Genomic DNA, 24,513 nt, shown 5'->3' with positions numbered 1-24,513 from the left:
GTTTTTACTATCGTAAAAAAACTTTTTAAAATTTCTCTTGCAAAATGCATAAAAGACAGTATAATAGATATTGTCTTTGAAAAATTGTCTGGTGGCGATGGCGAGAAGGTCACACCCGTTCCCATCCCGAACACGGAAGTTAAGCTTCTCAGCGCCGATGGTAGTTGGGGGTTTCCCCCTGTGAGAGTAGGACGCCGCCGGGCAGGATGCATTTTCATCCTCTTCAAAGATACGGATCGTGTATCCAAGTCGGAGAAATCATTATTATTCCGCAGTAGCTCAGTGGTAGAGCACTCGGCTGTTAACCGAGCGGTCGTAGGTTCGAATCCTACCTGCGGAGCCAATTTGGAGAGCTGTCCGAGAGGTCGAAGGAGCACGATTGGAAATCGTGTAGACGGTCAACGCTGTCTCAAGGGTTCGAATCCCTTGCTCTCCGCCATAGAAACTTTATATCTGGCCCCTTGGTCAAGCGGTTAAGACACCGCCCTTTCACGGCGGTAACACGGGTTCGAATCCCGTAGGGGTCACCAAACGGAGGATTAGCTCAGCTGGGAGAGCATCTGCCTTACAAGCAGAGGGTCGGCGGTTCGATCCCGTCATCCTCCACCATATATATTTTAAAAGATTATTACCGTCGCGGGGTGGAGCAGTCCGGTAGCTCGTCGGGCTCATAACCCGAAGGTCGCAGGTTCAAATCCTGCCCCCGCAATCTGGTCCCGTGGTGTAGCGGTTAACATGCCTGCCTGTCACGCAGGAGATCGCCGGTTCGATCCCGGTCGGGACCGCCATTTTTATTAAGTGGCTCAGTAGCTCAGTCAGTTGCTTACTTCACTGAATAAGCATCTGCGGCAACTTGCTCAAAAAACCAAAAGGTTTTTTGAGCACAATTTACAAATTAAAACTTTATTATGGCTCAGTAGCTCAGTCGGTAGAGCAAAGGACTGAAAATCCTTGTGTCGGCGGTTCGATTCCGTCCTGAGCCACCATTTATGCAATACCTGGTTATGCAGGTAATTTGATGAAATGGGTTTTTTAACACCAGAAAAAATGTTATAGTGGAGGGGTAGCGAAGTGGCTAAACGCGGCGGACTGTAAATCCGCTCCCTCAGGGTTCGGCGGTTCGAATCCGTCCCCCTCCACCACTTGATATAGGGGTATAGTTTAAAGGTAGAACGAAGGTCTCCAAAACCTTTGGTGTGGGTTCGATTCCTACTACCCCTGCCAATTTTATAATGGCGATTGTGGCGAAGTGGTTAACGCACCTGATTGTGGTTCAGGCATTCGTGGGTTCGATTCCCATCAGTCGCCCCATTATAATCACATTTTCAGTAATAATTGAATACTATATATTGGGCTATAGCCAAGCGGTAAGGCATCGCACTTTGACTGCGACATGCGTTGGTTCGAATCCAGCTAGCCCAGCCATTTTTTGCGGAAGTAGTTCAGTGGTAGAATACAACCTTGCCAAGGTTGGGGTCGCGGGTTCGAATCCCGTCTTCCGCTCCAAAAATATATGGCGGCATAGCCAAGTGGTAAGGCAAAGGTCTGCAAAACCTTTATTCACCGGTTCAAATCCGGTTGCCGCCTCCACTAACTCATTAGTGGCAGCAAGAAAGCAAGACATTTTAATATGCCGGTGTGGCGGAATTGGCAGACGCGCACGACTCAAAATCGTGTTCCTTCTGGAGTGTCGGTTCGACCCCGACCACCGGTACCACTTTTATTATAAACAGGATTTCCTGTTTTCTTTATTTCATAGAGATATGTTTGCGGGTGTAGTTTAGTGGTAAAACCTCAGCCTTCCAAGCTGATGATGAGGGTTCGATTCCCTTCACCCGCTCCATACATACGTGACTAACGCAGAATGTCGTTTCGAAAAAACGATATTCTGCGTTTTTTAATTTATTTTAATTCTAGACGATATGAAGCCAGTGTTTTCGTTAAGCCAAAAGAAAAAGGATGCATCAGCATCCTATCATTCTATATGTGCCAGATCCTCCATGGATTTGGATAAACATATTCATTAGTGATTGTGTCATTTTTTGCTTGCTCTCTGGTGGAGTTGAGGGTCTTAAATATACAATCTGCAGGGCATTTGTCGTTGATGCTGTTACGGCAGATCTTTCGGAATCGACAAATGGGCTGCCGAAAGGTCCTTGTTCATCTGCAGAGGTAATCAGGTTGGCAAGGTTATTGGATCTTCCGTTTAGACCTGTGTATTCTTCGCTTTCTTCTCCGATTTTAATCGATATATTCCCTACCAGCTTGTCACTGTCATAAACTCCTATTGGGATTTGATATTCAAGGGAGAAGAAGTTATTTAAATCGATCGCACTATGTATGGATTGAAGATAATTCTGCTTTGCGATCCTGCGGTAGAGGGCTTCGGCCGAGTGTCTATATCGGTTTGGATCCTTCCCTGTTGTTTTGAATATTCCTCGCCACTCTTTGATGCCTTCAAGCTCGGTTACGTTTTTTTCCAGAAGATCGAAGTAAATTGATTCCTGGAAAAGCTGCAATCTGCCTTTTAACATTTGCGGAGACTCGCCTACCTGAATGTCTTTATATTCGATAATCCCGACTGTGAATTCGGGAATGAGATCACATATCGACCTTGAAACTTGAATTTCCATTGATTGCACCTCCAAATCTGCTTTAAAATAGTTTATCATAAAAGTAATTTGCTTTTAAATTTATGGGATTTCAATATAAATATTAAAATGGAGAGGAGGAATCCGCAAATGGATACAGCAAGTTTGAAGCAAGATATCATTGAATACAGCAAAACAATCGGGATTGATAAAATTGGTTTTGCAGCTCCTTCAACTTTTGAAGAAATGAAGGTCAGGTTATACAGGCAGCAGGAACTCCAATATCAATCCGGGTTCGAGGAAAAGGATATTGAGAAGAGAACGGAGCCTAGCCTTATTTTTGACCGTCCTAAATCGATCATTTCAATTGCACTTGCTTATCCTTCAAAGATGAAGACGAAAGTTGTCAGCAAGAAGGGAGAACGTCGGGGAATCTTCTGCCGTGCATCATGGGGGACTGATTACCACAAGGTGCTCAGGGACAGGCTGAAAAAACTGGAGGAATATATTGCTTCGAAGGTACCTGAAGCCAGGTTCAAATCGATGGTCGATACGGGCGAACTTGTTGACAGGGCTGTTGCCGAACGGGCAGGGATAGGCTGGAGTGGAAAAAACTGTTCCATCATTACACCAGAGTTTGGATCCTATGTTTATTTGGGTGAAATGATTACGAGTATTCCATTTGAACCTGATACACCCATGGAGGATCGTTGCGGCAGCTGCAATAAGTGTGTGGAAGTTTGTCCGACTGGTGCACTTGTGCAGGGCGGGCAGCTTGACGCACAAAAGTGCATTGCCTTCGTGACACAGACGAAGGGTTTTTTGGCTGATGAATTCCGCGAAAAACTGGGTAATCGCTTATATGGCTGTGATACTTGCCAGACAGTTTGTCCCGAGAACAAAGGGAAGGATTTTCATTTCCATGAAGAAATGGAGCCAGACCCTGAAATTGCGAAGCCGCTCCTAAAACCTTTACTAACCATAAGCAATCGTGATTTCAAAGAAACGTTCGGACATGTCTCCGGTTCGTGGAGAGGGAAGAAGCCTATTCAGCGCAATGCGATCATTGCCCTTGCGCATTATAAGGATGATACAGCAATACCTGAGTTGATCAAGGTAATGCAGGATGACCCAAGACCTGTACTCAGGGGAACGGCAGCATGGGCGCTTGGTAAAATTGGCAGTAGTGAAGCGCTGGACGCACTGAAACATGCCTCTGCTGTTGAGAAGGATGAGGAAGTACTAAAGGAAATCAGTAAGGGACTGGAGTTTTTCAAGGACAACTCAGAGTCGAATATAACAGTGTAAGAAGAATGGATTTAGTCAAATCCATTCTTTTTTTATGCGTGAAATCCTGGAACGCTTCATAAATATGAAAGGTGAAGGGAGAGATGAACATGCGTGAACAACTGCAGGAACTGCTGGAACAGCGTGTCCTTCAATGTGTATCAATGCCGCGAAATCAACTGCACGAGTGTCCCAGTATAGAGATGAAAAAGCAGAGTTTTGCCAATCGGTCCGCTGAAATTGTAAAAGCAAAGGCAAATGGCAGAGTAATAGAGAAGTTTGAAGAAAAGGAAAATGCCAAGGTTTTATATGAGGTTCATTTTCAGTATTTGATTAAGCAACGGGGATTATTTTACATGGAGGAGGAAGTGGAGAAGAGGCAGGCTGAATTTTACAAGGGCGTCCTGGTAAAGGATGAAAAGATGAATGAAATCAAAGGATCCCAGGGCAGCCATGAAGCGATGCCTGCTATTGCACAGGAGGAGGGAGACCAGGAGAGGAAGGGTTTCAAATATGACAGGCTGAAGGCCGTCCAGTATGCGGAAAGATGGTGGAATGACTACAATCCTGCATATAAGAAGTTCGAGGTCGACTGTACCAACTATATCTCTCAATGCCTTCATCAGGGCGGAGGGCCGATGCGTGGGTATCCAAATCGAAGCAATGGCTGGTGGATGCAGAACGATAATTGGAGTTTTAGCTGGTCGGTCGCCAATGCGATGCGCTGGCACATCCCAGGTTCTAAGCTGGGCTTGAGGGGAAGAGAAGTAAACAGTGCTGAAAAGCTTAAGCTTGGAGATGTCATCTGCTATGATTTCGAGGGGGATGGACGTTTCGACCATACCACGATTGTTACAGGACACGACGCGGATGGAATGCCGCTGGTCAATGCCCATACGTATAACAGCAGGATGAGATATTGGGCATATGAAGATTCAACCGCCTATACCCCGAATATTAAATATAAGTTCTTAACTATTACGGATGATCATGATGATATTTAACGACATACCAAAACGAATACAGCCCCATTTCTTTTGCTGAGAAGCAGTGTAGTGGTATAATGGCTTTAGTTTTTATTAGAGGTGAAAGTCATGGCATTGCATGTTGTATTATATCAGCCGCTCATTCCAGCAAATACTGGCAATATAGCGCGCACATGCGCCGGTACAGATACCGAGCTTCACTTAATCAGGCCGTTGGGTTTTTCAACGGATGACAAGATGTTGAAGAGAGCGGGTTTGGATTACTGGGAGCATGTGAAAATTCATTATTATGATTCGCTCGAGGACTTTTATCAACAGAACGAGGGCGGAGAATTCTTTTACGTGACCAAATTTGGCAAAAAGGCGCATTCCGATTTTGATTATAGTGCAACCGAGAAGGATTTCTTCTTTATTTTTGGCAGAGAGACAACAGGACTTCCTAAAGAAGTGATCGAAAACAATATCGAGACATGTCTGAGGCTGCCTATGAATGAGAATATCCGTTCATTAAACCTGTCTAACACGGCTGCTATTTTAATTTATGAAGCACTTAGACAGCAGGACTATAGGGATTTGCGTAAATACTAGGAGGCCTTTTTAGGTCTCCTTTTTGGCATGGACAGGTGCCTGGTGGTTTTAATTTTTAATGAATCGTTTCATTTCCAGGCTATACATAATCAAGAAGGAGTTGTTAATAAAATGAATCAGGTAATTGAGACTCTATTACAACATCGTTCGATCAGGCGTTTTACGGATCAGTCGCTGGATCGGGAGCAAGTTGAAACAATCGTAAAAAGTGCCCAGGCGGCTTCTACTTCTAGCTTTATCCAGGCATATTCAATAATCGGTGTTACAGATCAGGAAAAAAAGGACAAGTTGGCTGAATTGGCCGGTAACCAGGCTTATGTAGCCGCAAATGGCCACTTTTTTGTATTTTGTGCAGACCTCCATCGCCATAAGATAGTCGGTGACTTGGAAAGTGCAGACGTAGAAGATTCGATTGAAAGCACGGAAAAATTCATGGTTGCATTGATTGATGCTGCTTTAGCTGCCCAGAATTCGGCCATAGCGGCTGAATCAATGGGACTTGGGATTTGCTATATTGGCGGGATCCGCAACGACCTCGAGGCCGTGAAGGAAGTTTTGAAGACACCAGAGCATGTTATTCCTCTGTTTGGCATGGCTGTGGGATATCCTGACCAGGAAACGGATCTGAAGCCGCGTCTGCCGTTGGAGCATATCTATATGGAAAACGAGTATCAACAAGACCAGAGCTTGTTTAAAAAGCAGCTTCAAGATTACAACAAAACGACTTCTGAATATTACGAGGAGAGAACGGGCGGAAAGAGAGCCGATACCTGGACGGGCCAGATGGCAAAAATGCTTGGGCGCAAATCAAGGTTGTACATGAAGGAGTTTGTGGAAAATCAAAAATTGAATAAAAAATAATCATGGAAAAGTAAAAAAGCTGCCAATCGGCAGCTTTTTATTTTTTTGTGATCCCCGGCTTATCATCGTAACCTGAAGTGAAGATTGCAGCTAAGAATGCAACTGTGACGCCCAGAATTAGAATTAGTTTCATGTATGTAAGCCTCCCTTTAATTCGTTTTGTCCATATAAAATTTATTATATCCTATAATTTCGCAACTGTGAAGGATGGGCTTATTTTTTCCCGTTGAAAGTAAAAAAGGACAATCATCCAGACGGAACGTTTACGCATGTTCAAATTGTTTGCTGCATAGAATTTATTAATCGTCTCTTGATAACGCTAGATGGGGAGGTCCATATGGATATTTTAAAAAAGATTGAGATGTATCGCCAGGATGAAGAAAAGCTGAAGTGGGAAGGGACGTTCAGGGAGTATCTTGAAATTGTGAAGGAACAGCCATGGGTTGCTCAATCGGCACATTCTCGTGTATATAATATGATCAAAGATGCAGGGATTGAAAACGATAAAGGCAAGAAACGCTATTCCTTCTTTAATGCACAGTTGTTTGGGCTTGAGGAAGCATTGGAAAGGCTGGTCGAGGAGTATTTTCACCCAGCTGCGAAAAGGCTGGATGTCAGGAAACGGATCCTTTTGTTAATGGGACCAGTAAGCGGCGGTAAATCAACTCTCGTCACGATGCTGAAAAGAGGGCTGGAAGCGTATTCCCATACAGACAGGGGCGCAATTTATGCGATTAAGGGCTGCCCGATGCATGAAGACCCGTTGCATATGATTCCGCATCATTTGCGCAAGGATTTTTATGATGAATATGGCATTCGGATTGAGGGCAATCTGTCGCCGCTTAATATGATGAGACTCGAACAGGAATACGGCGGCAGGATTGAGGATGTCATCGTCGAGCGGATTTTCTTCTCTGAGGATAAGCGGACGGGTATCGGCACATTCAGTCCATCCGATCCAAAATCTCAGGATATTGCGGATTTGACTGGCAGCATTGACTTCTCTACCATCGCGGAATATGGATCTGAGTCCGACCCGCGGGCATACCGTTTTGATGGCGAGCTGAACAAGGCGAACCGGGGAATGATGGAGTTCCAGGAAATGCTGAAGTGTGATGAAAAATTCCTCTGGCATTTGCTCAGCCTGACGCAGGAAGGCAATTTTAAAGCGGGAAGATTCGCATTGATCAGCGCGGATGAACTGATTGTCGCGCATACGAATGAAACCGAATATCGTTCCTTTATCTCCAATAAAAAGAATGAAGCCCTGCATTCACGTATTATCGTGATGCCGATTCCATATAACTTAAAAGTGTCCGAAGAAGAGAAAATCTATGACAAGATGATCAGAGAAAGCGATGTAAACGATGTCCATATCGCGCCGCATACCCTTAGGGTGGCTGCGATGTTCACGATACTGACGCGCCTGAAGGATCCAAAAAAAGGCGATATTGACCTGATCAAGAAGATGAGGCTTTATGATGGCGAGAGTGTCGAAGGATACAATAGAGCTGACGTTGAGGAACTGAAAAAAGAGCATCAGGATGAGGGCATGAGCGGAATTGACCCTCGTTATGTCATTAACCGGATTTCTTCAACAATCATCAGAAAAGAAGTGAAAACGATTAATGCATTAGACGTCTTGAGATCACTCAAGGAAGGTCTTGACCAGCATCCATCGATTACTGCCGAGACAAGGGAGCGATATCTGAATTATATTTCTATTGCGCGCAAGGAATACGATGATATTGCGAAAAAAGAAGTGCAAAAGGCATTTGTCTACTCATACGAAGAATCAGCTAAAACTCTTATGGATAATTATCTTGATAACGTCGAAGCATACTGCAACAAGGCGAAGATGCGTGATCAGCTGACAGGTGAGGAAATCAATCCGGACGAGAAACTGATGCGCTCCATCGAGGAGCAGATTGGCATTTCCGAAAATGCCAAGAAAGCGTTCCGGGAGGAGATTTTGATCAGGATTTCTGCCTATGCCCGTAAAGGCAAGAGGTTTGATTACAATTCACATGACCGCCTGCGAGAAGCGATCCAGAAAAAGCTGTTTGCTGACCTGAAGGATGTCGTCAAGATTACGACTTCAACGAAAACTCCAGATGAGACGCAACTGAAGAAAATCAATAATGTCGTCGCAAGGCTGATCGATGAGCATGGTTACAACTCCACCTCGGCAAATGAATTGCTGCGGTATGTCGGAAGCCTGTTAAACAGATAGATTGTGAGGACCTGCAGATTGCAGGTCCTTTTAGTTTATAAAAAACTGATAGAGGGAATAGTACAGGCAAGAGGTGATTAAAATGACTAAAAAAGATTTGCCGAAAGACTATGTCCCTAAAAATAGTTCGATGGCCCGCAATGAAGAAGAAATTGAAGATCTCGGCAAGCAAATGGAGCACCGACGCACTGGTGAAGTCTTGAAAGAGGACTACGATAAAGTACCAGATCCGATTCAATTTGATAAAGCGAATGAAAAAAAGTAACCTTTGCTGATACAGCAGAGGTTATTTTTTTGAGGTTAAGGAATTTATAATATTATTGAGTTGTGGATAACTTCATGAAGTTTTCTTAATCCAGCTCCAGCGCCTAGCCCCTCGAGTCGCTTGTCTAGCTGCGGCTCCTAACTCCTCGAGACGCTTCGGTCCTGACAATGAAGTCAAAGAACGACTTCACTGTCAGGCCCTCCATCGCTTGTCGGAGTTGGGCAGTCGCCTCCGCTTTTCGAATTTGTCTAGTGTCGCCTCCTAGAAACTCCGAAACTTCAACTCCGCCGGCAGAAGCAAAAAGCGCTTCTTTGTCAGAGTCTCCAGTTTCTGCGTTTCTGGGCAGTCGGCTATACATTTCGATTTCGGTCCGCCCAATGAAGTCAAAGAACGACTTCACCGGTCGGCCCTCCGAGGCACACGATGTGCTAGACCCGCCAGCCACAGGACGTGGCGTCATAGGCGGGCAGCGCTTGTCAGGGCTGAACGAGGCGCTTGCGCTTTTTGTTCATGTCATAACAACTCTTCGTGAATTCCAGCTTCTTCACAATACATAACGCTCCAAACCCAGAGCGATTCAGGTGGCGAAAGCCTGCCCCGGAAAAGAACTTACACCTTAGCTTCTGGAACAAGGGACAATAATGCCCAAAGGGGTTTTAAGATAAAATGGGCTTGTCCATCCATAGGAGAAATTGTTAATTGTCAAAATTATTTGTAAATTATTTTGTCTTCCTGCATAAGATAGAGTAATTACAATTCCCATCAGGGTAAAGTCCATCGGGATATTGTATGAAAGTATGATGTATTATGTTACCGTCAAAATGAAAATTTCAAAGGAGGGGTTGAAAATGACCGATGAAAGCAATCACCAGTTTGTGATTTCCCAGGAAGATTGGTCCCTCCACCGCAAAGGACATGATGACCAACAGCGCCATCAGGAAAAGGTGCAGGACGCAATAAAGAGCAATCTGCCTGATTTGATTACAGAAGAGAATATTATCATGTCCAACGGCAGGGATGTCGTCAAGATTCCGATAAGGTCACTGGATGAGTACAAAATCCGTTATAACTATGATAAGAACAAGCATGTCGGCCAGGGAGATGGAGACAGTAAAGTCGGTGATGTCGTCGCCCGCGATGGCTCTGGACAGCAACAGGGTCCAGGGAAAGGGCAAGGCGCAGGAGACCAGGCCGGTGAAGACTATTACGAAGCGGAAGTATCTATGATGGAAATTGAGGAAGCGCTATTTAAAGAGTTGGAGCTTCCGAATCTCAAGAAAAAGGAAGATCAGGAGCATCTCGTTGAGAACATTGAATTCAACGATATCAGGAAAACTGGATTGATGGGGAATATTGATAAAAAGCGGACAATGATGTCAGCATATAAACGGAATGCAATGACCGGGAAACCATCTTTTCACCCAATTTACAAGGAAGATCTTAAATTCAAGACATGGAATGAAGTCGTAAAGCCGGATTCAAAAGCTGTTGTGCTAGCTATGATGGATACGAGTGGAAGTATGGGACTGTGGGAAAAATATATGGCGAGGAGCTTTTTCTTCTGGATGACGCGTTTCCTTCGTTCCAAGTATGAAACAGTTGAAATCGAATTTATCGCCCACCATACAGAGGCAAAGGTAGTTTCTGAGGAAGACTTTTTTTCAAAAGGGGAAAGCGGAGGTACCATTTGTTCATCCGCCTATCGAAAAGCATTAGAACTTATTGATGTAAAATACAATCCAAGCAAGTTTAACATCTACCCATTCCATTTTTCAGATGGTGATAATCTGACCTCCGACAATGCCCGCTGTGTAAAATTAGTAGAAGAACTGATGAAGGTCTCCAATATGTTTGGTTATGGAGAAGTCAATCAGTACAACCGCCACTCGACCCTAATGTCCGCGTATAAAAACATTAAAGATGAAAACTTCCGTTACTTTATCCTCAAGCAGAAGGCTGACGTATTCCACGCGATGAAAAGCTTTTTCAAAAATGAAGAAAACAAGATGTATGCTTAATCAAAAATCGGCAGGATAGAGCTCCTGCCGATTTTTCTATATAAAAAACTCTTATACTACCAAACTATTATTTTTCAATTCCAATTGCCTGGCTGCCCATCTGTACCCAGGCTTTTTCGAAAGGTGTACGTGGAACGGCTTTATAGCCATCGCTGGCAAGAGGGTCGTTGACGTAAATAAATTCCTCGTCATAACCGACAATCAGCACACTGTGTTCTCTATAAGTGATCTTCACGTTTCCGGTATTTGTCTTCCAAACAGTAAACTCTGATTCGGGAAGTGGCGCGAAAGTGGAGTTGGTGATGACCCAAACTGGTGAGCCGTTTTCGATCAGTTGATATACATCATGTATTGATTTTCCGGTTATGTCCTTGATTTTCCCGGGCAGATAATTCTCTGCAAGATTTGCTACAGGACCGTGGTAAACGCCATATCCTGATTTGCTGAATGTATGGATATCGCCTACAAATCCATCATATGGATTGCCGCGAACATAATTTGCGTCGCGGAAGGGGATTTTATGTATCTGCTTAGCCAAGGTCATCTTGTCGGCTTGTATTCCTTCATACTGCAGCAGCATAGTTAAGCTGGTTACTTCACACCCGCGTTGTAATTCTGGAAGCTGACTGATGTGCGGAACACCTTCAATCATTTTTTTCTCTTCAGTATTGATGAAATCCTCGAGAACTTCTTTATCAGCAATATTTTTAGTTACCGAATGAGCTTCTGTTCGGGTAATTTTGGGTGCAACCGCAGCTTGTGTTTCTGCAGTTGGATTTTCAACTGATCGGAAATTCTCCGCCCCCAGGTATGTGGCCAAGAAAATGCCTCCAATTGACAATGATCTAATTAATAACTTTTTATCCAATATATCTTCTCCTAACATTTCTCCTTCAAGTGAGCATCTCTACCAATTTTAATCAAAATTCGACAAGGGTTCAATAGACTAATAGAATGTTATTGGGAATTTGTTGGTAAAACCGTCGTTTTATCCAGGGACTTTTCGTAAACTCTGTTGCTTGCATAATCAAAAGTAAAAAGGTTGATGGTACCTACGCATATTCCACTGCAGAAGTCTCCTCGATGTGATATCTATAAGTGATGGAAGCTCATAATCGAAAGCCAACAATCAATGCCAAAAAAGTTTTATCGGAGAAAGTACATAAAAAAACATATTAGGCGTAAGGGATTATTCAACAAAGAAGTCCATAACTTTAGGTTTCTGGGTAAGAATATGGGGGAATGCAGTAGTTGAAACTGAAAGTGAAGCTTTAGAAAAATTGAATTGGACAATCATTTTTATGGCTGTAATCGGTAATACTATCTCTGTTATAAGTACAATCTTTTTAAAAAAGCTCTAATTTATGTTAGGGTATTAAGGTGCAAAAGTTGACGAAGGGAGTTTTTTGATGAAAAAGGATTCATCTGTTTTTTTCATATCGACTGGAATTTTGTTATTGATGGTTCTTTTCGGTGTGTTTGTTCCAGATAAACTTGAGTCAGTAACAGCCAGCATTCAGGCATTCATTACTGATTCTTTTGGCTGGTATTATTTAATTCTTGTTTCTGCTATTGTAATCGTTTGTCTGTATTTTCTGATCAGTCCACTTGGAAAGATTAGACTTGGCAGGCAGGATGACCGCCCTGAATTTTCTACCCTGACATGGTATGCGATGCTCTTCAGCGCAGGTATGGGAATAGGGTTGGTTTTCTGGGGCACTGCTGAACCAATCAGCCATTATATGGTCTCGACACCAACTGGAGTGGAGGCCGGGTCTGACCAGGCAATTCGTGATTCGATGAGATTCACATTTTTCCACTGGGGTATCCATGCCTGGGCCATTTATGGAATCGTTGCATTAGTTCTAGCTTATTTCAATTTCCGTCATGGGAAGCCAGGGTTGATTAGTGCTACTCTAAGCCCGATCTTAGGCGACAAGACGAATGGCACCACTGGAAAAGTGATTGATATAATTTCCGTTGTAGCGACTGTAGTCGGCGTGGCAACAACTTTAGGATTTGGAGCTGTACAAATTAACGGAGGACTTTCTTACCTATTTGGAATACCTACTGGTTTCGTTACTCAATTGTTTATTGTCCTGATCGTAACAGTATTGTTCATGATTTCTGCCTGGACAGGACTAGGAAAAGGTATCAAGATTTTAAGTAATGTAAACATGATACTTGCTGGGTTATTGCTCGTGGCCATGCTGTTTTTGGGACCTACCCAATTTATCCTGAACCTTTTTACCAACACAATTGGTACATACCTTCAAAATTTGCCTGCAATGAGTTTCCGGATTGCGCCATTAAATGAAGGAGTACGTTCATGGATCAATGGCTGGACCATTTTCTACTGGGCATGGTGGATTGCCTGGGCACCATTTGTAGGGATTTTTATAGCTCGAGTTTCTAAAGGCCGGACAATTAGAGAGTTTGTATTCGGTGTACTGCTTGTACCTTCTTTAATTGGCTTCATATGGTTTTCAGCTTTCGGGGGATCAGCGATCATGCTTGAGCATGAAGGAATTGCAAGCATTTCTGAACTGGCTACGGAAGAAGCACTGTTTGGTGTTTTCGCCAATTATCCAATGAGTTCATTATTGTCCATCCTGGCAATGATCCTTATCGGTACATTCTTCATCACTTCAGCAGACTCAGGTACATTTGTTTTAGGGATGATGACCACTAATGGATCACTGACACCAGGAAATAGAATCAAATTCACATGGGGAATCATGCTGGCTGCTATTTCTTTAGTGCTGCTGTATTCTGGCGGGCTGCAGGCTTTGCAAAATACAATGATCGTAGCCGCATTGCCGTTCTCAATCATTATGGCCTTAATGGCACTTAGTTTAATAAAAGCATTGAACCAAGAGGCGAAAGAACTGGGGATTGGAAAAATTCCTAAACGTAAGACTTAATAATGATGTAAGGAGTCATCCCAGTTTTTGGGGATGACTCCTTTTTAATTTGTTCTTTACATAGAGGGAGAGACTGAGTATACTTTATGTAAGTAATTACTTACATTCGTAAAAACAGGGGGAGAGAAAATGCTAAAAAAGATTGCTTCATTGATGTCAAAACACCCGGTGAAAATAGTTTTAGTCACTATAATGGCTGTTGTGCTTTTAGCTGCAGGAGCAAGGAACGTTCAAATGGCGACAGGGAATGAGACACTTGTGAGCACAGAATCAATGGTCTATAAAAATAACCAGCTGCTTGAAGAAGAATTCGGCGGAGAATCCATCGTCATCGTTTATGAAGCAACTGATGATAAAGACGTGCTAACAGTTGACAGGCTGGAACATATGAAGGATCTTGAAGCAATCCTTAATACACAAGAACAGGTTTATAGCGTCATGAGTCCTGTTGTTCTGGTAGAAGAAATATCGTCTAAGCAAGCTGAGAAATATAAAGAAGGAATAGGAGAAGTTTCGGATGGCCTGAAAGATATGGGAGGAAAATTAATAGAGATCGGGGAGCAGATGGAAGGCAATGTTTCGGGAGGAGGGCATCTGCCAAATATTGAAGGGCAAATGTCGGAACTTAATCAGGGAATAAATAACATGATTCAAGGCCAGGAGAAACTAAAGGCGGGGACAATGAGCCTTGTTAATGGCTATTCTCAGTTTGGAGCCCAAACAAAAGAAGCAGGCATGAAACTGGAAGCTTTGGCTTCAAAATACGATGCAAATGACCCCAAGCAGAAACAGCAATCAGAACAAATAAATGAAATGAGCATCCAGCTGATCCAGCTTTCCGAAAAAATGCTGCAGGGAGCTCAGAAATCTGCAACGCTCCCAAATGTTCCAGATCAAACGATCAAGGGTTTAAAAAAGATTGAAAGTGGATTAGCAAACCAAGAGGGACAATTAGGAAACTTGCAGACAGAAAAGGAAAAACAAGCTAAAGATTTAATGGAACTTAGCGATGGTTTAATGGAAATGGGCAAAAAACTGGTTTCAATCAGTGATAATTTAAGTACAATGAATGACTATTCTGATACATTGAAACCAGGGTTGCCAGAAAAGCAGGAAACACTGGAATACATGGTTTATGATGATAATGGCAAGAAGAGAGAGATATTTAATGAAGTCGTCATTGAGGATCAAACTATGATCATGATCGTGAAATTTGACGGAAATATTTCCGACGATGTAAAAAGTGAAGTTTCGAATATGGTTAAGTCCTATCTGAATGAAAATCAAATAGAGTCAACAGATACGATGGTTTCCGGAAAACCAGTTCTGGATGATGCCATCCGTTCATCGATGAAGGAAAGCATGCAGAAAATGATGATGTTATCTATATTATTCATGATCATCATCTTATTTTTTACCTTTAATGTAAGTTGGCGCTTACTTCCTCTGGGGATCATTTTAATAGCAGTCATTGGAACAGTGGGCTTGATGGGGTGGATACAGATTCCAATAACGATGGTATCCATGGCTGTGTTTCCAATTCTCATAGGTCTTGGCATCGATTATTCAATTCAGTTCCAAAACCGGTATTCAGAAGAAATGGCAGAAGAGGAGGATAACCATGAATAACAAACCAAAGAAGGCTCTAAATCAGACAATAACGAAAATGGTGCCGGCGGTTTTGACAGCTTTAATTTCTACCGGGTTAGGGTTTATTGCTTTATACACGTCTCCTGTACCGATGATCCAGGATTTTGGCAAGATGCTGACAGTAGGAATGATCATCAGCTTTATAGTAGGAGTATTCATATTAATTCCGGTTTTATTCACTAGAGACCATTTCTTCGGAGGAGAAAGAAATAAAAAGAAACAAATAAAATTAAAAAAGAAGAAGGAAGATAGGTTCTTTAATTGGTTTACCAGGAAAGTGATATCACTGAAGTGGTTCATCATTTTTGTTGCCTTCATATCAGCAGGTTTCGGTATGTGGGCTGATTTACAAGCGGGGGTCGAAACAGATGTTGAAAAGTTTATGCCACAGGATACACAGGAGTTAAAGGATATTCATAAGTTAAGAGAAATTCTCGGCAGTACCGATCAAATTTCGATTGTATATGAAGCTGAAGATGTGTCATCCCCCGGGGTGTTGGAGTGGGTAGATAGAATTACCGGAACAGCAGAAAGTGAGTTTCCAGAAACAGTTAAAGATTCTCGCTCAGTCACAACTGCACTTCGGCAAATGAATGATGGGAAATTACCAGAAACTCAAGAGATAGAGGAACAATTATCTGACATGCCAGGGGACCAAAAAAAGCTGTTGGTTAATGAAGAAGGGACAAAAGGTGTCATCACATTGAGCATAGAGCATCTTGAGGCAGAGGAGCTTAAGGGTTTCATTGATGACTTAAACGATTATTTAGAGGCGGAAGAATTGGATGGGGTCGATACCACGGTTACCGGAAAAGCAGTCCTGGATGTTGAAATGGTTACCGCTTTGACTACCGGCAGGTATAAAATGACTTTGCTCGGGATGGGGTTGGTATTTCTGGGCTTGCTGTTTGTATACCGCCATCCTGTAAAAGCATTTATTCCATTGCTCCCAATTGCCCTGATTGTAGGGTGGTCAGGTGGAGCCATGTTTTTACTTGATATAAAATATACCCCGTTGACTGCCACACTGGGAGCATTGATTATCGGAATAGGCACAGAGTTTACAATCCTGATCATGGAGCGTTTTTATGAAGAAAGAAAAAAAGGCAGAAACAGCAGGGAAGCCATCATGATCACGAACCGAAAAACAGGGAAGGCTATCCTCGCATCAGCATTTACAACAATCGGCGGTTTCAGTGCCCTGCTGATTTCCGATTTTGTCATCTTGAGCAACTTCGGTTTGATGACATTAATAAATATATCCCTAGCACTGTTCAGTACTATTGTAGTCATGCCTGCCATCTTGATTATTCTTGACCGTTTTGTGAAAATAAGACATGTAGGGGAGAATGAATTACCAGTAAATTAGGGGTGGCACTATGAGGGACAAAACGGAACAAATCTTGAATGCAGCAATGAAGGTTTTCGTAAAAAAAGGACTGCAGGCTACAACACAAGAGATTGCAAAGGAAGCAGAAGTGGCTGAGGTAACATTGTTCCGGAAATTCACCAATAAACAGAACCTGTTTGTTACAGTCATCAAGAATGTTTTGGAAAAACAATTTGATTCGCAAATTGCCAGGATGGCAAAAACAGAGGATACAGAAGCTTTTTTGATAAAGATTATTGAAAATAGATTAGGTACTTTGTCCAGAAATGCACCTATGGTTAAAATGCTCATATCCGAAAGCTTGATGGGGAATTTGAATGAGGAAGTTGATTTGCCTAATATGATTTTTTCAAGTCTTGAAAAGGGTTTGGCACTGCATTTTGAGAATATGGGTCAAAAAGTTGATACAGATCTTGTTGCAAGGCACCTTGGGGGGATTTTCGTCAGCCAGGTTATCTTCAAGAATGATACCCCCTTTCATTTATTAAACGAGGGAGAAAAGATTGCCTTGGTTCGGAAGTATACTCAGTCAGTTATGGCCATTATTAAATAATCTTTTTGGAAGGGATTGGGTTAGCACCAATCCTTTTCTTTTTCTCAGTTTAAACTTAACGGTCTTCTAAGTGTTCTGACGAAAATGAACATATGTAAAACCCTGGTTAATTATGAACATTTTGTTCTTTTTAAAAATGTAAATGTTTTCATTCGGATTTTTTGCTAGAATAAAGGTATTGAATTTAAGTCATTCTCAAGGGTGATCACCTATGGAAAAAGAAAAATTATTAAAAATAATCGAGGCAGCAAAGCTTTATTATTTACTTGACTATAACCAGAACGATATAGCAAGGGAGCTGGGAGTATCAAGGCCAACAGTATCAAGGTTCCTTCAGATCGCAAAGCAGGAGGGGATTGTGGATATCAGAATCATGGATCCTACAGAGGACGTAGAGAATTTGTCAGCACAGCTTGAACAAAAGTTCGGGTTAAAAAAGGCAATTGTCACTCATATTCCACAATATGAAGAAAGTGTGATCAAAACATATCTCGGGGAGAAAGCTGCTTCTTTTTTGAATGAAGTGGTTGACCACGATGATATTATCGGTGTCACCTGGGGAACGACGCTTTATCATGTTGCCCTGGAACTGAAGCAGAAACCGTGCAAGAATGTAAAGGTCGTCCAGTTGAAGGGCGGAGTCAGCCACTCCGAAACGAATACGTATGCAAATGAAATACTGTATTTATTCGGCAAGGCCTTCAACAGCGCACCGCATCATCTGCCGCTGCCGGCCATCGTAGACCATGTCGTGGTCAAACAGGCGATGGAGGCGGACAGGCATATAAAAAAGATTCTGGAAATGGGGAAGCAATCGAACATTGCGGTCTATACAATCGGTCCGATCAAGTCTGAATCTTTATTGTTCCAGTTAGGATACTTTACAGAAGAAGATTTGCAAGTCATTTATTCAAAAGCTGTCGGGGATATTTGTTCACGGTTTTTTGATAAAGACGGAAAGGTTTGCAACGAAAACCTTGATGCAAGAACTTTGGGCATAGAACTTGAAGAGTTAAAGAAGAAGAAGTATTCAATATTAGTTGCAGGCGGAGCTCACAAAATAGATGGTATTTATGGGGCTTTAAAGGGGAAGTATACAAATGTACTTGTAACGGACCAATTTACTGCAAAATTCTTGTTAGATAAGTAAGGATTCAGTGACTAGAATAAAAGCCATAAGATACAAACAAATACCCGATAGGTTTGAGGCCTTTGCGGGTATTTTTGTCGAAATGATGAAAAGGTATAAATTTCATTTTACATTTGTTCAAAAACTTATTTACAAAAGTTCTTTAGTTCTGATATATTTGCTATAGAAAGTTTGAGATAAACAAATGTAAACGTTTTACTGAAATTTTTTTCATAGCATTTGTAAACGTTAACAACAGTTCAGCAAATATCACAACAAGAGGTGGGGTCAACAATGAATATCTTATGGGGTTTGATTGGGATTGCAGTCGTTTTGGGAATTGCATTTATTTTCTCAAATAACAAAAAATCCATCAATTTTAGGACAATCCTTGGCGGGTTGGCAATCCAATTCATTTTCGCGTTCTTAGTATTGAAATGGGAAACAGGTAAACTCTTACTGAAAAAGCTTTCACTTGGTGTCAATGAAATCGTCAACTATACAGACGCTGGTGTGCAATTCCTGTTTGGCGGATTGTTCCAGGCCGAAAATATTGGCTTTGTATTCGCTTTCCAAGTATTAACGGTTGTTATTTTCTTCTCTTCTTTAATTTCTGTGCTTTACTACCTGGGAATCATGCAAGTGGTTATCAAGATCCTGGGCGGAGCGCTTTCTAAATTGCTGGGCACGAGCAAGGCTGAATCACTATCAGCTGCTGCTAACATTTTCGTGGGCCAGACAGAAGCACCGCTTGTAGTTAAGCCTTACATCGCGAAAATGACTCAGTCAGAGCTTTTTGCTATCATGGTTGGAGGTCTGGCTTCTGTCGCAGGTTCCGTATTGATTGGTTATTCATTATTAGGTGTTCCATTGGAATACCTGCTTGCAGCAAGCTTCATGGCTGCTCCAGCAGGTTTGATCATGGCTAAAATCATGATTCCAGAAACAGAAAAATCTGAGTCATCTGATGAACTAAGAATGGAAAAAGATACAGATTCAGTTAACGTGATTGATGCTGCCGCTAAGGGAGCAAGCACGGGTCTTCAGTTAGCTTTGAATATCGGTGCAATGTTGCTTGCGTTCATCGCATTGATTGCCTTGATCAATGGAATTCTTGGGTTCTTTGGAGGATTCTTCGGAGCCGGTAACTTAACGCTTGAAACAATTCTGGGCTTTGTTTTCGCTCCACTTGCTTTTGCAATCGGCGTACCTTGGGATGAGGCTGTGAAAGCCGGCGGATTCATTGGTCAAAAATTAATCTTGAATGAATTTGTAGCTTACTCTTCATTTGCACCACAAATTGAACAATTATCTGCTAAAACAGTAGCAATCATCAGCTTTGCTCTTTGTGGATTCGCAAACGTATCTTCAATGGGAATCCTGCTTGGCGGTCTTGGAAGCCTTGCTCCAAGTCGTCGCGGAGACATCGCTCGCATGGGTGTACGAGCTGTCATCGCTGGTATGCTTGCATCATTATTGAGTGCGGCAATGGCAGGTATGCTTTTATAAAAATGAGGAAAGAGAGGGACTTGGTCCTTCTCTTTTTTTGCGTTGAGTTATAATAGTGGAAAATGAACGGAAAGCTGTGATGATTAATGTGTTTGATTTTATTTGCCTACAAAGTGCATCCGAAATATAAGCTTATTATTGCTGCTAATAGGGATGAAGCATATGCCCGGGAAACTGCGCCGGCTTTTTTTTGGGAAGATGCGCCAGAACTGCTCGCCGGCCGAGATCTTGAAAAAATGGGAACATGGATGGGGGTGACGACTTCAGGCAAGTTTGCTGCCCTGACCAATTATCGCGACCCAAGTGAAACCACGAATGGGAAAAGAACAAGAGGGGAGCTTGTTGCAGATTTTCTGAAAGGGACATATAACCCGCAGGCCTATTTAGAGGACTTGGCCAATCGCCGTCATGAATATCCGGGCTATAATCTAATAGCAGGGAATTTGGAGGAGCTTTTTTATTATTCCAACCGTGGAGGTCACCTGCAAAAAGTTGAACCTGGCGTACACGGGGTCAGCAACCACTTGCTTAATACGGACTGGCCAAAGGTATCACGTGGGAAGGCAGGACTTGCCAGTATTCTTTCGGAAGGGCACCCTGATCTGGTTAACCAACTATTTGCCCATTTGGAAAATGCCGACCCTGCACCAGACCATCTGCTGCCTTCAACAGGAGTCTCGCTGGAGTGGGAGCGTTTGCTGTCACCGATGTTTATCAAAAGCGATGGATACGGGACGAGAAGCTCTACCGTCATATTGATGAATGAAAAAGAAATCTATTTTAATGAACGGGTTCATACAAAGGATCAGCGGTCAAACCAGGAGTTTTTGATAACTTTGTGAAGCAAAACAGACAACCACGAATTAGGTTGTCTGTGTTTTATTTTGTGAATTTTTTTTGTTTGAGAGCTTGAAAAAAGCCCTAAGCCAATTCGTTGGTCTGCCCCAAATCTAATATAATCTTTATTTAGGCAAAGCTTTGAACGGCTGCTTTATATTCCGTTTTTAAATTTTCTATGATTGCCCGGACCGGCAAGATTTCTTTAATTTCACTTACCCTAGAGCCAGCGAATACGAGGCCATTCTCTACATCGCCGGCAACGGAGGTGAGCAGAGAGTCCAGTGTACAAAATTGATAGGAGCAATTTTTTAGGCAATCACGACATTTTTTGATCTTAAGTTTATCTGAGGTAGTGATTAGGTTAGTAAAATGATTGGCAATGGCCCGACCGTGCAGCCCTACTGTGGTTTTCACCAGTATTGTATCTTTTTCAGTGGCGGAAACGTATTTCTCCTTAAAGCTTTGCGGAGCGTCGCATTCATCACTGGCAACAAACCTTGTGCCCATTTGGACGCCAGAAGCTCCAAGGGACAAAGCCTTAGCGATATCAGCCCCAGTCATGATTCCTCCAGCAGCAATCACCGGGATGGACACCGACTCAACAATTTCAGAAAGTATGTCAAAAAGGGGCTTGTCAGTCCCGAGATGCCCGCCTGCTTCAAATCCTTCAACTACCACTGCAGCAGCACCCAGGCGTTCCGAGATTTTAGCTAGTTTGGCAGAGGAGACAATGGAAATGACCGGGATCCCCGCTTGCTTTCCCCATGAATACATATCTCGTGAAATTCCGGCTCCAGATATGATGAAATCAACTTTTTCATCTAGTGCAGCTTTCATTTTTTCAGCAAAATCATTCATCGCAAACAATACGTTCACCCCGATGTATCCATTACCCTGTGTTAGCTTCCTGGCTTTCCTGATATGCAGACGCATCTCTTCAACTGTGATCCCTGTTCCGGAGATGATACCAATGCCGCCTGCGTTTGCAACCGCTGATGCCAATCCGCTGAGCGAGATTCCTACCCCCATTCCGCCTTGCATTATTGGAACCCTGGGAACCATATGGGCAATTTTAAGTTTTGGCAAGTCCATGCTAAAAACCCCTCTCTAAATTTATTCCTTTGCAGTTTAACATGCAGGATTATAAAAAGATGTGATTTTTAGCACCAGATACTATATTTAGGTATAATTATTTGGTATTGATTTTTAAGAAATAAAAAGACGCAGAAACTAATCTGCGTCCAATTGCATTGATTTTAATCAAAAATCGAAATTATCCGGATCGGGACCTACACGTTCATTCTTGTTCAAGCTGTTCAGGCGGTCCATATCGTCAACAGAAAGCTCGAATTCAAAGATATCTGCATTTTCGATAATACGATGTTCCTTGATTGATTTAGGAATCGTCACAACTTCATTTTGTAAATCCCAGCGCAGGATCACTTGTGCGGGAGATTTCTTATGCTTTTCTGCGATTTCAACGATTGTTGGATCTGATAAAAGCTCGCCCTGCTTCAATGGAGACCAGGCTTCCATTTGGATGCCTTCAGCTTTGCAGAACTCAAGCAGCTCGGTCTGGGCCAGATGCGGATGGTATTCGACCTGGTTAACCATTGGTGTGATTTCAGCATCAGTTATCAAATCTTTAAGATGATGAACATGGAAGTTGCTCACACCAATTGCGCGGACTCTCCCATCTTTATAAAGTTTTTCAAGTGCCTTCCATGTTTCTTTATATTTGCCGGCTACTGGCCAGTGAATCAGGTAAAGGTCAAGGTAATCGAGGCCAAGCTTTTCCATGCTAGTTTCAAATGCCTTGAGTGTGGATTCATAACCCTGGTCAGAATTCCAGACCTTCGTCGTGATAAACAATTCTTCACGCGGAACACCAGCTTCTTTGATTCCCTGGCCCACGCCTTCCTCGTTCTTGTAAACTGCTGCAGTATCGATGCTCTTGTAGCCATTTTTAAGTGCTGCTTTAACAGATTCTACAACTTCAGATCCTTCCTGGACCTTGAACACACCAAGGCCAAACCATGGCATCTTGACACCATTATGTAAAGTCGTAGTATCCTGGAGATTTTGTGGCATATCATGCGCCTCCTTATCAATTCAATTACTATTTTATTTTCTCATATTTTTTGAATGCTAAAAAGTAATTGGACTTCCTTGGTTGAATAGCTTTTTAAAAGATAGCTCTGTTAGAATCATGTCAGCTTTGGCTCATGCTCCTGATAAGCTGTCAGGATAATGACGGATTCTTGACAGGTCTGATTCATTTTGCAGAAAAGCTGTCAGAATAACAGAGGAATCATGACAGCTTTAGCCCATGCACCAGAAAAGCTGTCAAAAAAACGGAGGAATCATGACAGCTTTAGCCCATTTCCCTGAATAGCTGTCAAAATAACTGTGGAATCATGACAGCTTTCGCTCATTCTTCAGAAAAGCTGTCAGAATAACGGAGGAATCATGACAGCTTTGGCCCATTCGCCTGAAAAGCTGTCAGAATAACGAAGGAATCATGACAGCTTTGGCTCATACACCGGAAAAGCTGTCAGAAAAACGAAGGAATCGTGACAGCATTGGTTCATTCACCATAAAAGCTGTCAGGTTGAAGGCTTTTATTCTTAAGATCAGGGTACATTTAAGATATAAAGGTAATTAAACATGGTCAAATGTGAAAGGAGATAGAAATTATGATCATCAAAGTACTGGGTCCTGGTTGCGAGAAGTGCAAAAGTCTTGAAGATAGTATAAATGCAGCTGTAAAGGAAGCGGGTGTCGCAGCGGTCGTCGAAATGGTGGAAGATAATAAGGAAATCGAAAAGTATAAAGTGAAGAGTACGCCAGCTTTGGTCATTGATGAAAAGGTTGTTTCAGCGGGGAAACAGCTGTCAGCACAAGAAGTGAAGACTTTATTTTAAATTCAGATCAGGCCTCATATCGTGGCCTGATCTGAATTTTTATCAAGGAAAGATTTTGTTGCCCATAAGGAAATTAGTAAAAGCAGTTCGAAGCCGTTGGTAGCTGCATCACTCTCCAATGGAATTGGCACAGCGCTTCCTATACCCATCAAAATGACGCCGAAGGCCATCCATTTCCACTTCAGCTTTTTCCAGAGAATAATCCCTGCAAGCAGTAACGCAACAGTAACACCAATGATCAAGATAGGGGGGCCGTGTGATCCGGCTGATTCATAGCTTAGTACCCCATATTTCTGGGCGGACTCAAGCTTAAGTCCGAGGGTATTTTGTATAAGTTCAGCAATAATCATAGCCAGAGTGAAGACTCCCGCCAAGACAAATCCTGCTTGTCCTTTCAGCCAGTCGATTCCTGTCTTCCTGATAGCTGCCCAGGAAAATAAAATCAACAATGGCGTAAAGAATGCGTGGAACCAGTAACGCATCTCATTCAAGGCTTCTAAAAAGCTTCCTTTTCCAACCACGCTCCCCATGGCTAGTACAAGGTTGTCATACACTAAACCGAATGTAACGAGCAAAAGAACATTCAGCCAGGAAAAAAATCCATACTTAATGGATAATTTTAGTCCCCATAGGAATAAAAATAAGTAGATGAGGGAATATAAACCGTAGATATATGGGTCCATGAGTCACTTTCCTCCAGTCAGGTTTGTTACAATTGTTCCCTTTAACTGGAATGAGAAACATGTGTCTGTGTTATTAACTTTT

At 42.5% G+C, this 24,513-nt stretch carries 21 protein-coding genes, 15 tRNA genes and 1 rRNA gene; 31 read left to right on the top strand and 6 right to left on the bottom strand.

Translation table 11 applies throughout. From position 1 onward, the window contains the following. The first annotated feature begins 87 nt into the window (after positions 1-87). From rrf to TY49_RS22630, 16 genes are all read left to right on the top strand, one after another. Positions 88-203: ribosomal RNA gene (rrf, locus tag TY49_RS22705) — 5S ribosomal RNA — on the top strand. A gap of 65 nt (positions 204-268) precedes the next feature. Further along, positions 269-343: transfer RNA gene (locus TY49_RS22700), tRNA-Asn, on the top strand. A gap of 4 nt (positions 344-347) precedes the next feature. After that, positions 348-439 (top strand) — tRNA-Ser (locus TY49_RS22695). A gap of 16 nt (positions 440-455) precedes the next feature. After that, a tRNA-Glu gene (locus TY49_RS22690) sits at positions 456-530 on the top strand. Positions 531-533: 3 nt separating this feature from the next. Continuing rightward, positions 534-609: transfer RNA gene (locus tag TY49_RS22685), tRNA-Val, on the top strand. Between the two features lie 26 nt (positions 610-635). Then, positions 636-709 (top strand) — tRNA-Met (locus tag TY49_RS22680). Between the two features lie 3 nt (positions 710-712). Next, positions 713-788, top strand: a tRNA-Asp gene (locus tag TY49_RS22675). A gap of 122 nt (positions 789-910) precedes the next feature. After that, a tRNA-Phe gene (locus TY49_RS22670) sits at positions 911-986 on the top strand. A gap of 71 nt (positions 987-1,057) precedes the next feature. Beyond that, positions 1,058-1,142, top strand: a tRNA-Tyr gene (locus tag TY49_RS22665). An 8-nt stretch (positions 1,143-1,150) separates the two neighbouring features. Then, positions 1,151-1,224: transfer RNA gene (locus TY49_RS22660), tRNA-Trp, on the top strand. Positions 1,225-1,235: 11 nt separating this feature from the next. Continuing rightward, positions 1,236-1,311, top strand: a tRNA-His gene (locus tag TY49_RS22655). Between the two features lie 39 nt (positions 1,312-1,350). After that, a tRNA-Gln gene (locus TY49_RS22650) sits at positions 1,351-1,425 on the top strand. Positions 1,426-1,431: 6 nt separating this feature from the next. Beyond that, positions 1,432-1,506 (top strand) — tRNA-Gly (locus tag TY49_RS22645). A 9-nt stretch (positions 1,507-1,515) separates the two neighbouring features. After that, positions 1,516-1,590 (top strand) — tRNA-Cys (locus TY49_RS22640). A 42-nt stretch (positions 1,591-1,632) separates the two neighbouring features. Further along, a tRNA-Leu gene (locus TY49_RS22635) sits at positions 1,633-1,717 on the top strand. Between the two features lie 52 nt (positions 1,718-1,769). After that, positions 1,770-1,843: transfer RNA gene (locus TY49_RS22630), tRNA-Gly, on the top strand. Between the two features lie 121 nt (positions 1,844-1,964). Here the strand turns inward: TY49_RS22630 and TY49_RS22625 are convergent. Beyond that, positions 1,965-2,633: a B3/B4 domain-containing protein gene (locus TY49_RS22625; RefSeq protein ID WP_041968147.1), complete on the bottom strand. Its 669-nt coding sequence runs from the start codon at positions 2,631-2,633 to the stop codon at positions 1,965-1,967. A 108-nt stretch (positions 2,634-2,741) separates the two neighbouring features. Between TY49_RS22625 and queG the strand changes: the two genes are divergently transcribed. From queG to TY49_RS22595, 6 genes are all read left to right on the top strand, one after another. Next, positions 2,742-3,899 carry a tRNA epoxyqueuosine(34) reductase QueG gene (queG, locus tag TY49_RS22620; RefSeq protein ID WP_041968146.1) on the top strand — a complete coding sequence of 386 codons (1,158 nt, stop codon included), beginning with the start codon at positions 2,742-2,744 and terminating at the stop codon, positions 3,897-3,899. 89 nt (positions 3,900-3,988) lie between these two features. Then, on the top strand, positions 3,989-4,882 hold the full coding sequence (locus tag TY49_RS22615) for an amidase domain-containing protein (RefSeq protein WP_041968145.1): 894 nt from the start codon (positions 3,989-3,991) through the stop codon (positions 4,880-4,882). Positions 4,883-4,972: 90 nt separating this feature from the next. Then, on the top strand, positions 4,973-5,452 hold the full coding sequence (trmL, locus tag TY49_RS22610) for a tRNA (uridine(34)/cytosine(34)/5-carboxymethylaminomethyluridine(34)-2'-O)-methyltransferase TrmL (protein WP_041968144.1): 480 nt from the start codon (positions 4,973-4,975) through the stop codon (positions 5,450-5,452). 111 nt (positions 5,453-5,563) lie between these two features. Continuing rightward, entirely contained in the window at positions 5,564-6,313 is a 750-nt protein-coding gene (nfsA, locus tag TY49_RS22605; protein WP_041968155.1) for an oxygen-insensitive NADPH nitroreductase, read from the top strand. Positions 6,314-6,650: 337 nt separating this feature from the next. Further along, positions 6,651-8,546, top strand: a complete 1,896-nt coding sequence (locus TY49_RS22600; RefSeq protein WP_041968143.1) for a PrkA family serine protein kinase — start codon at positions 6,651-6,653, stop codon at positions 8,544-8,546. Positions 8,547-8,628: 82 nt separating this feature from the next. Next, a complete protein-coding gene (locus TY49_RS22595) occupies positions 8,629-8,811 on the top strand; it encodes a hypothetical protein (protein ID WP_041968142.1) in 183 nt (60 codons plus the stop codon). A gap of 124 nt (positions 8,812-8,935) precedes the next feature. Here the strand turns inward: TY49_RS22595 and TY49_RS22590 are convergent, their stop codons facing one another. Next, positions 8,936-9,211 (bottom strand): hypothetical protein, encoded by a 276-nt coding sequence (locus TY49_RS22590; protein WP_041968141.1) that lies wholly within the window; start codon positions 9,209-9,211, stop codon positions 8,936-8,938. Positions 9,212-9,659: 448 nt separating this feature from the next. Here TY49_RS22590 and yhbH point away from each other — a divergent pair, with 448 nt between their 5' ends. Next, positions 9,660-10,829 (top strand): sporulation protein YhbH, encoded by a 1,170-nt coding sequence (gene yhbH, locus TY49_RS22585; protein WP_041968140.1) that lies wholly within the window; start codon positions 9,660-9,662, stop codon positions 10,827-10,829. A 67-nt stretch (positions 10,830-10,896) separates the two neighbouring features. Here the strand turns inward: yhbH and TY49_RS22580 are convergent, their stop codons facing one another. Further along, positions 10,897-11,649, bottom strand: coding sequence for a C39 family peptidase (locus TY49_RS22580; protein WP_439646189.1), 753 nt, complete (start codon positions 11,647-11,649; stop codon positions 10,897-10,899). Positions 11,650-12,238: 589 nt separating this feature from the next. On the opposite strand from TY49_RS22580, the gene TY49_RS22575 reads away from it, so the two are divergent. From TY49_RS22575 to TY49_RS22545, 7 genes are all read left to right on the top strand, one after another. Next, a complete protein-coding gene (locus TY49_RS22575; RefSeq protein WP_041968139.1) occupies positions 12,239-13,753 on the top strand; it encodes a glycine betaine uptake BCCT transporter in 1,515 nt (504 codons plus the stop codon). A 129-nt stretch (positions 13,754-13,882) separates the two neighbouring features. After that, complete coding sequence (locus TY49_RS22570) at positions 13,883-15,382, top strand: MMPL family transporter (protein WP_041968138.1); 1,500 nt, start codon at positions 13,883-13,885, stop codon at positions 15,380-15,382. Next, positions 15,375-16,772, top strand: coding sequence for an efflux RND transporter permease subunit (locus TY49_RS22565; protein ID WP_041968137.1), 1,398 nt, complete (start codon positions 15,375-15,377; stop codon positions 16,770-16,772). The genes TY49_RS22570 and TY49_RS22565 overlap by 8 nt, the downstream gene beginning before the upstream one ends. Positions 16,773-16,782: 10 nt before the next feature. Next, positions 16,783-17,346: a TetR/AcrR family transcriptional regulator gene (locus tag TY49_RS22560; protein WP_041968136.1), complete on the top strand. Its 564-nt coding sequence runs from the start codon at positions 16,783-16,785 to the stop codon at positions 17,344-17,346. A gap of 211 nt (positions 17,347-17,557) precedes the next feature. Then, positions 17,558-18,496, top strand: a complete 939-nt coding sequence (deoR, locus tag TY49_RS22555) for a DNA-binding transcriptional repressor DeoR (protein WP_041968135.1) — start codon at positions 17,558-17,560, stop codon at positions 18,494-18,496. A 273-nt stretch (positions 18,497-18,769) separates the two neighbouring features. Continuing rightward, entirely contained in the window at positions 18,770-19,984 is a 1,215-nt protein-coding gene (locus TY49_RS22550; RefSeq protein WP_041968134.1) for a NupC/NupG family nucleoside CNT transporter, read from the top strand. Between the two features lie 86 nt (positions 19,985-20,070). Next, the gene (locus tag TY49_RS22545; RefSeq protein ID WP_041968133.1) at positions 20,071-20,826 is read left to right on the top strand and encodes an NRDE family protein; all 756 of its coding nucleotides are present in this window, start codon (positions 20,071-20,073) and stop codon (positions 20,824-20,826) included. A gap of 124 nt (positions 20,827-20,950) precedes the next feature. On the opposite strand, the gene TY49_RS22540 is transcribed toward TY49_RS22545, so the two are convergent. Continuing rightward, a complete protein-coding gene (locus TY49_RS22540; protein ID WP_041968132.1) occupies positions 20,951-21,916 on the bottom strand; it encodes an NAD(P)H-dependent flavin oxidoreductase in 966 nt (321 codons plus the stop codon). A 168-nt stretch (positions 21,917-22,084) separates the two neighbouring features. Next, positions 22,085-22,915, bottom strand: coding sequence for a glyoxal/methylglyoxal reductase (gene pgoN, locus TY49_RS22535; protein WP_041968131.1), 831 nt, complete (start codon positions 22,913-22,915; stop codon positions 22,085-22,087). Between the two features lie 605 nt (positions 22,916-23,520). On the opposite strand from pgoN, the gene TY49_RS22530 reads away from it, so the two are divergent. Continuing rightward, positions 23,521-23,748 (top strand): thioredoxin family protein, encoded by a 228-nt coding sequence (locus TY49_RS22530; RefSeq protein ID WP_041968130.1) that lies wholly within the window; start codon positions 23,521-23,523, stop codon positions 23,746-23,748. Between the two features lie 14 nt (positions 23,749-23,762). On the opposite strand, the gene TY49_RS22525 is transcribed toward TY49_RS22530, so the two are convergent. Next, the gene (locus TY49_RS22525; RefSeq protein WP_041968129.1) at positions 23,763-24,431 is read right to left on the bottom strand and encodes a hypothetical protein; all 669 of its coding nucleotides are present in this window, start codon (positions 24,429-24,431) and stop codon (positions 23,763-23,765) included. Positions 24,432-24,513 lie beyond the last annotated feature (82 nt).

Origin of the sequence: Mesobacillus selenatarsenatis SF-1 (assembly GCF_000813125.1) — a bacterium.
GTDB lineage: Bacteria > Bacillota > Bacilli > Bacillales > Cytobacillaceae > Mesobacillus > Mesobacillus selenatarsenatis.
This window is presented reverse-complemented; position numbering and strand designations above follow the sequence as displayed.

Coding starts and splice junctions, on each gene's coding strand:
- TY49_RS22625 (WP_041968147.1), bottom strand. CDS start 2,633: ATGGAAATTCAAGTTTCAAGGTCGATATGTGATCTCATTCCCGAATTC.
- queG (WP_041968146.1), top strand. CDS start 2,742: ATGGATACAGCAAGTTTGAAGCAAGATATCATTGAATACAGCAAAACA.
- TY49_RS22615 (WP_041968145.1), top strand. CDS start 3,989: ATGCGTGAACAACTGCAGGAACTGCTGGAACAGCGTGTCCTTCAATGT.
- trmL (WP_041968144.1), top strand. CDS start 4,973: ATGGCATTGCATGTTGTATTATATCAGCCGCTCATTCCAGCAAATACT.
- nfsA (WP_041968155.1), top strand. CDS start 5,564: ATGAATCAGGTAATTGAGACTCTATTACAACATCGTTCGATCAGGCGT.
- TY49_RS22600 (WP_041968143.1), top strand. CDS start 6,651: ATGGATATTTTAAAAAAGATTGAGATGTATCGCCAGGATGAAGAAAAG.
- TY49_RS22595 (WP_041968142.1), top strand. CDS start 8,629: ATGACTAAAAAAGATTTGCCGAAAGACTATGTCCCTAAAAATAGTTCG.
- yhbH (WP_041968140.1), top strand. CDS start 9,660: ATGACCGATGAAAGCAATCACCAGTTTGTGATTTCCCAGGAAGATTGG.
- TY49_RS22575 (WP_041968139.1), top strand. CDS start 12,239: ATGAAAAAGGATTCATCTGTTTTTTTCATATCGACTGGAATTTTGTTA.
- TY49_RS22570 (WP_041968138.1), top strand. CDS start 13,883: ATGCTAAAAAAGATTGCTTCATTGATGTCAAAACACCCGGTGAAAATA.
- TY49_RS22565 (WP_041968137.1), top strand. CDS start 15,375: ATGAATAACAAACCAAAGAAGGCTCTAAATCAGACAATAACGAAAATG.
- TY49_RS22560 (WP_041968136.1), top strand. CDS start 16,783: ATGAGGGACAAAACGGAACAAATCTTGAATGCAGCAATGAAGGTTTTC.
- deoR (WP_041968135.1), top strand. CDS start 17,558: ATGGAAAAAGAAAAATTATTAAAAATAATCGAGGCAGCAAAGCTTTAT.
- TY49_RS22550 (WP_041968134.1), top strand. CDS start 18,770: ATGAATATCTTATGGGGTTTGATTGGGATTGCAGTCGTTTTGGGAATT.
- TY49_RS22545 (WP_041968133.1), top strand. CDS start 20,071: ATGTGTTTGATTTTATTTGCCTACAAAGTGCATCCGAAATATAAGCTT.
- TY49_RS22540 (WP_041968132.1), bottom strand. CDS start 21,916: ATGGACTTGCCAAAACTTAAAATTGCCCATATGGTTCCCAGGGTTCCA.
- pgoN (WP_041968131.1), bottom strand. CDS start 22,915: ATGCCACAAAATCTCCAGGATACTACGACTTTACATAATGGTGTCAAG.
- TY49_RS22530 (WP_041968130.1), top strand. CDS start 23,521: ATGATCATCAAAGTACTGGGTCCTGGTTGCGAGAAGTGCAAAAGTCTT.
- TY49_RS22525 (WP_041968129.1), bottom strand. CDS start 24,431: ATGGACCCATATATCTACGGTTTATATTCCCTCATCTACTTATTTTTA.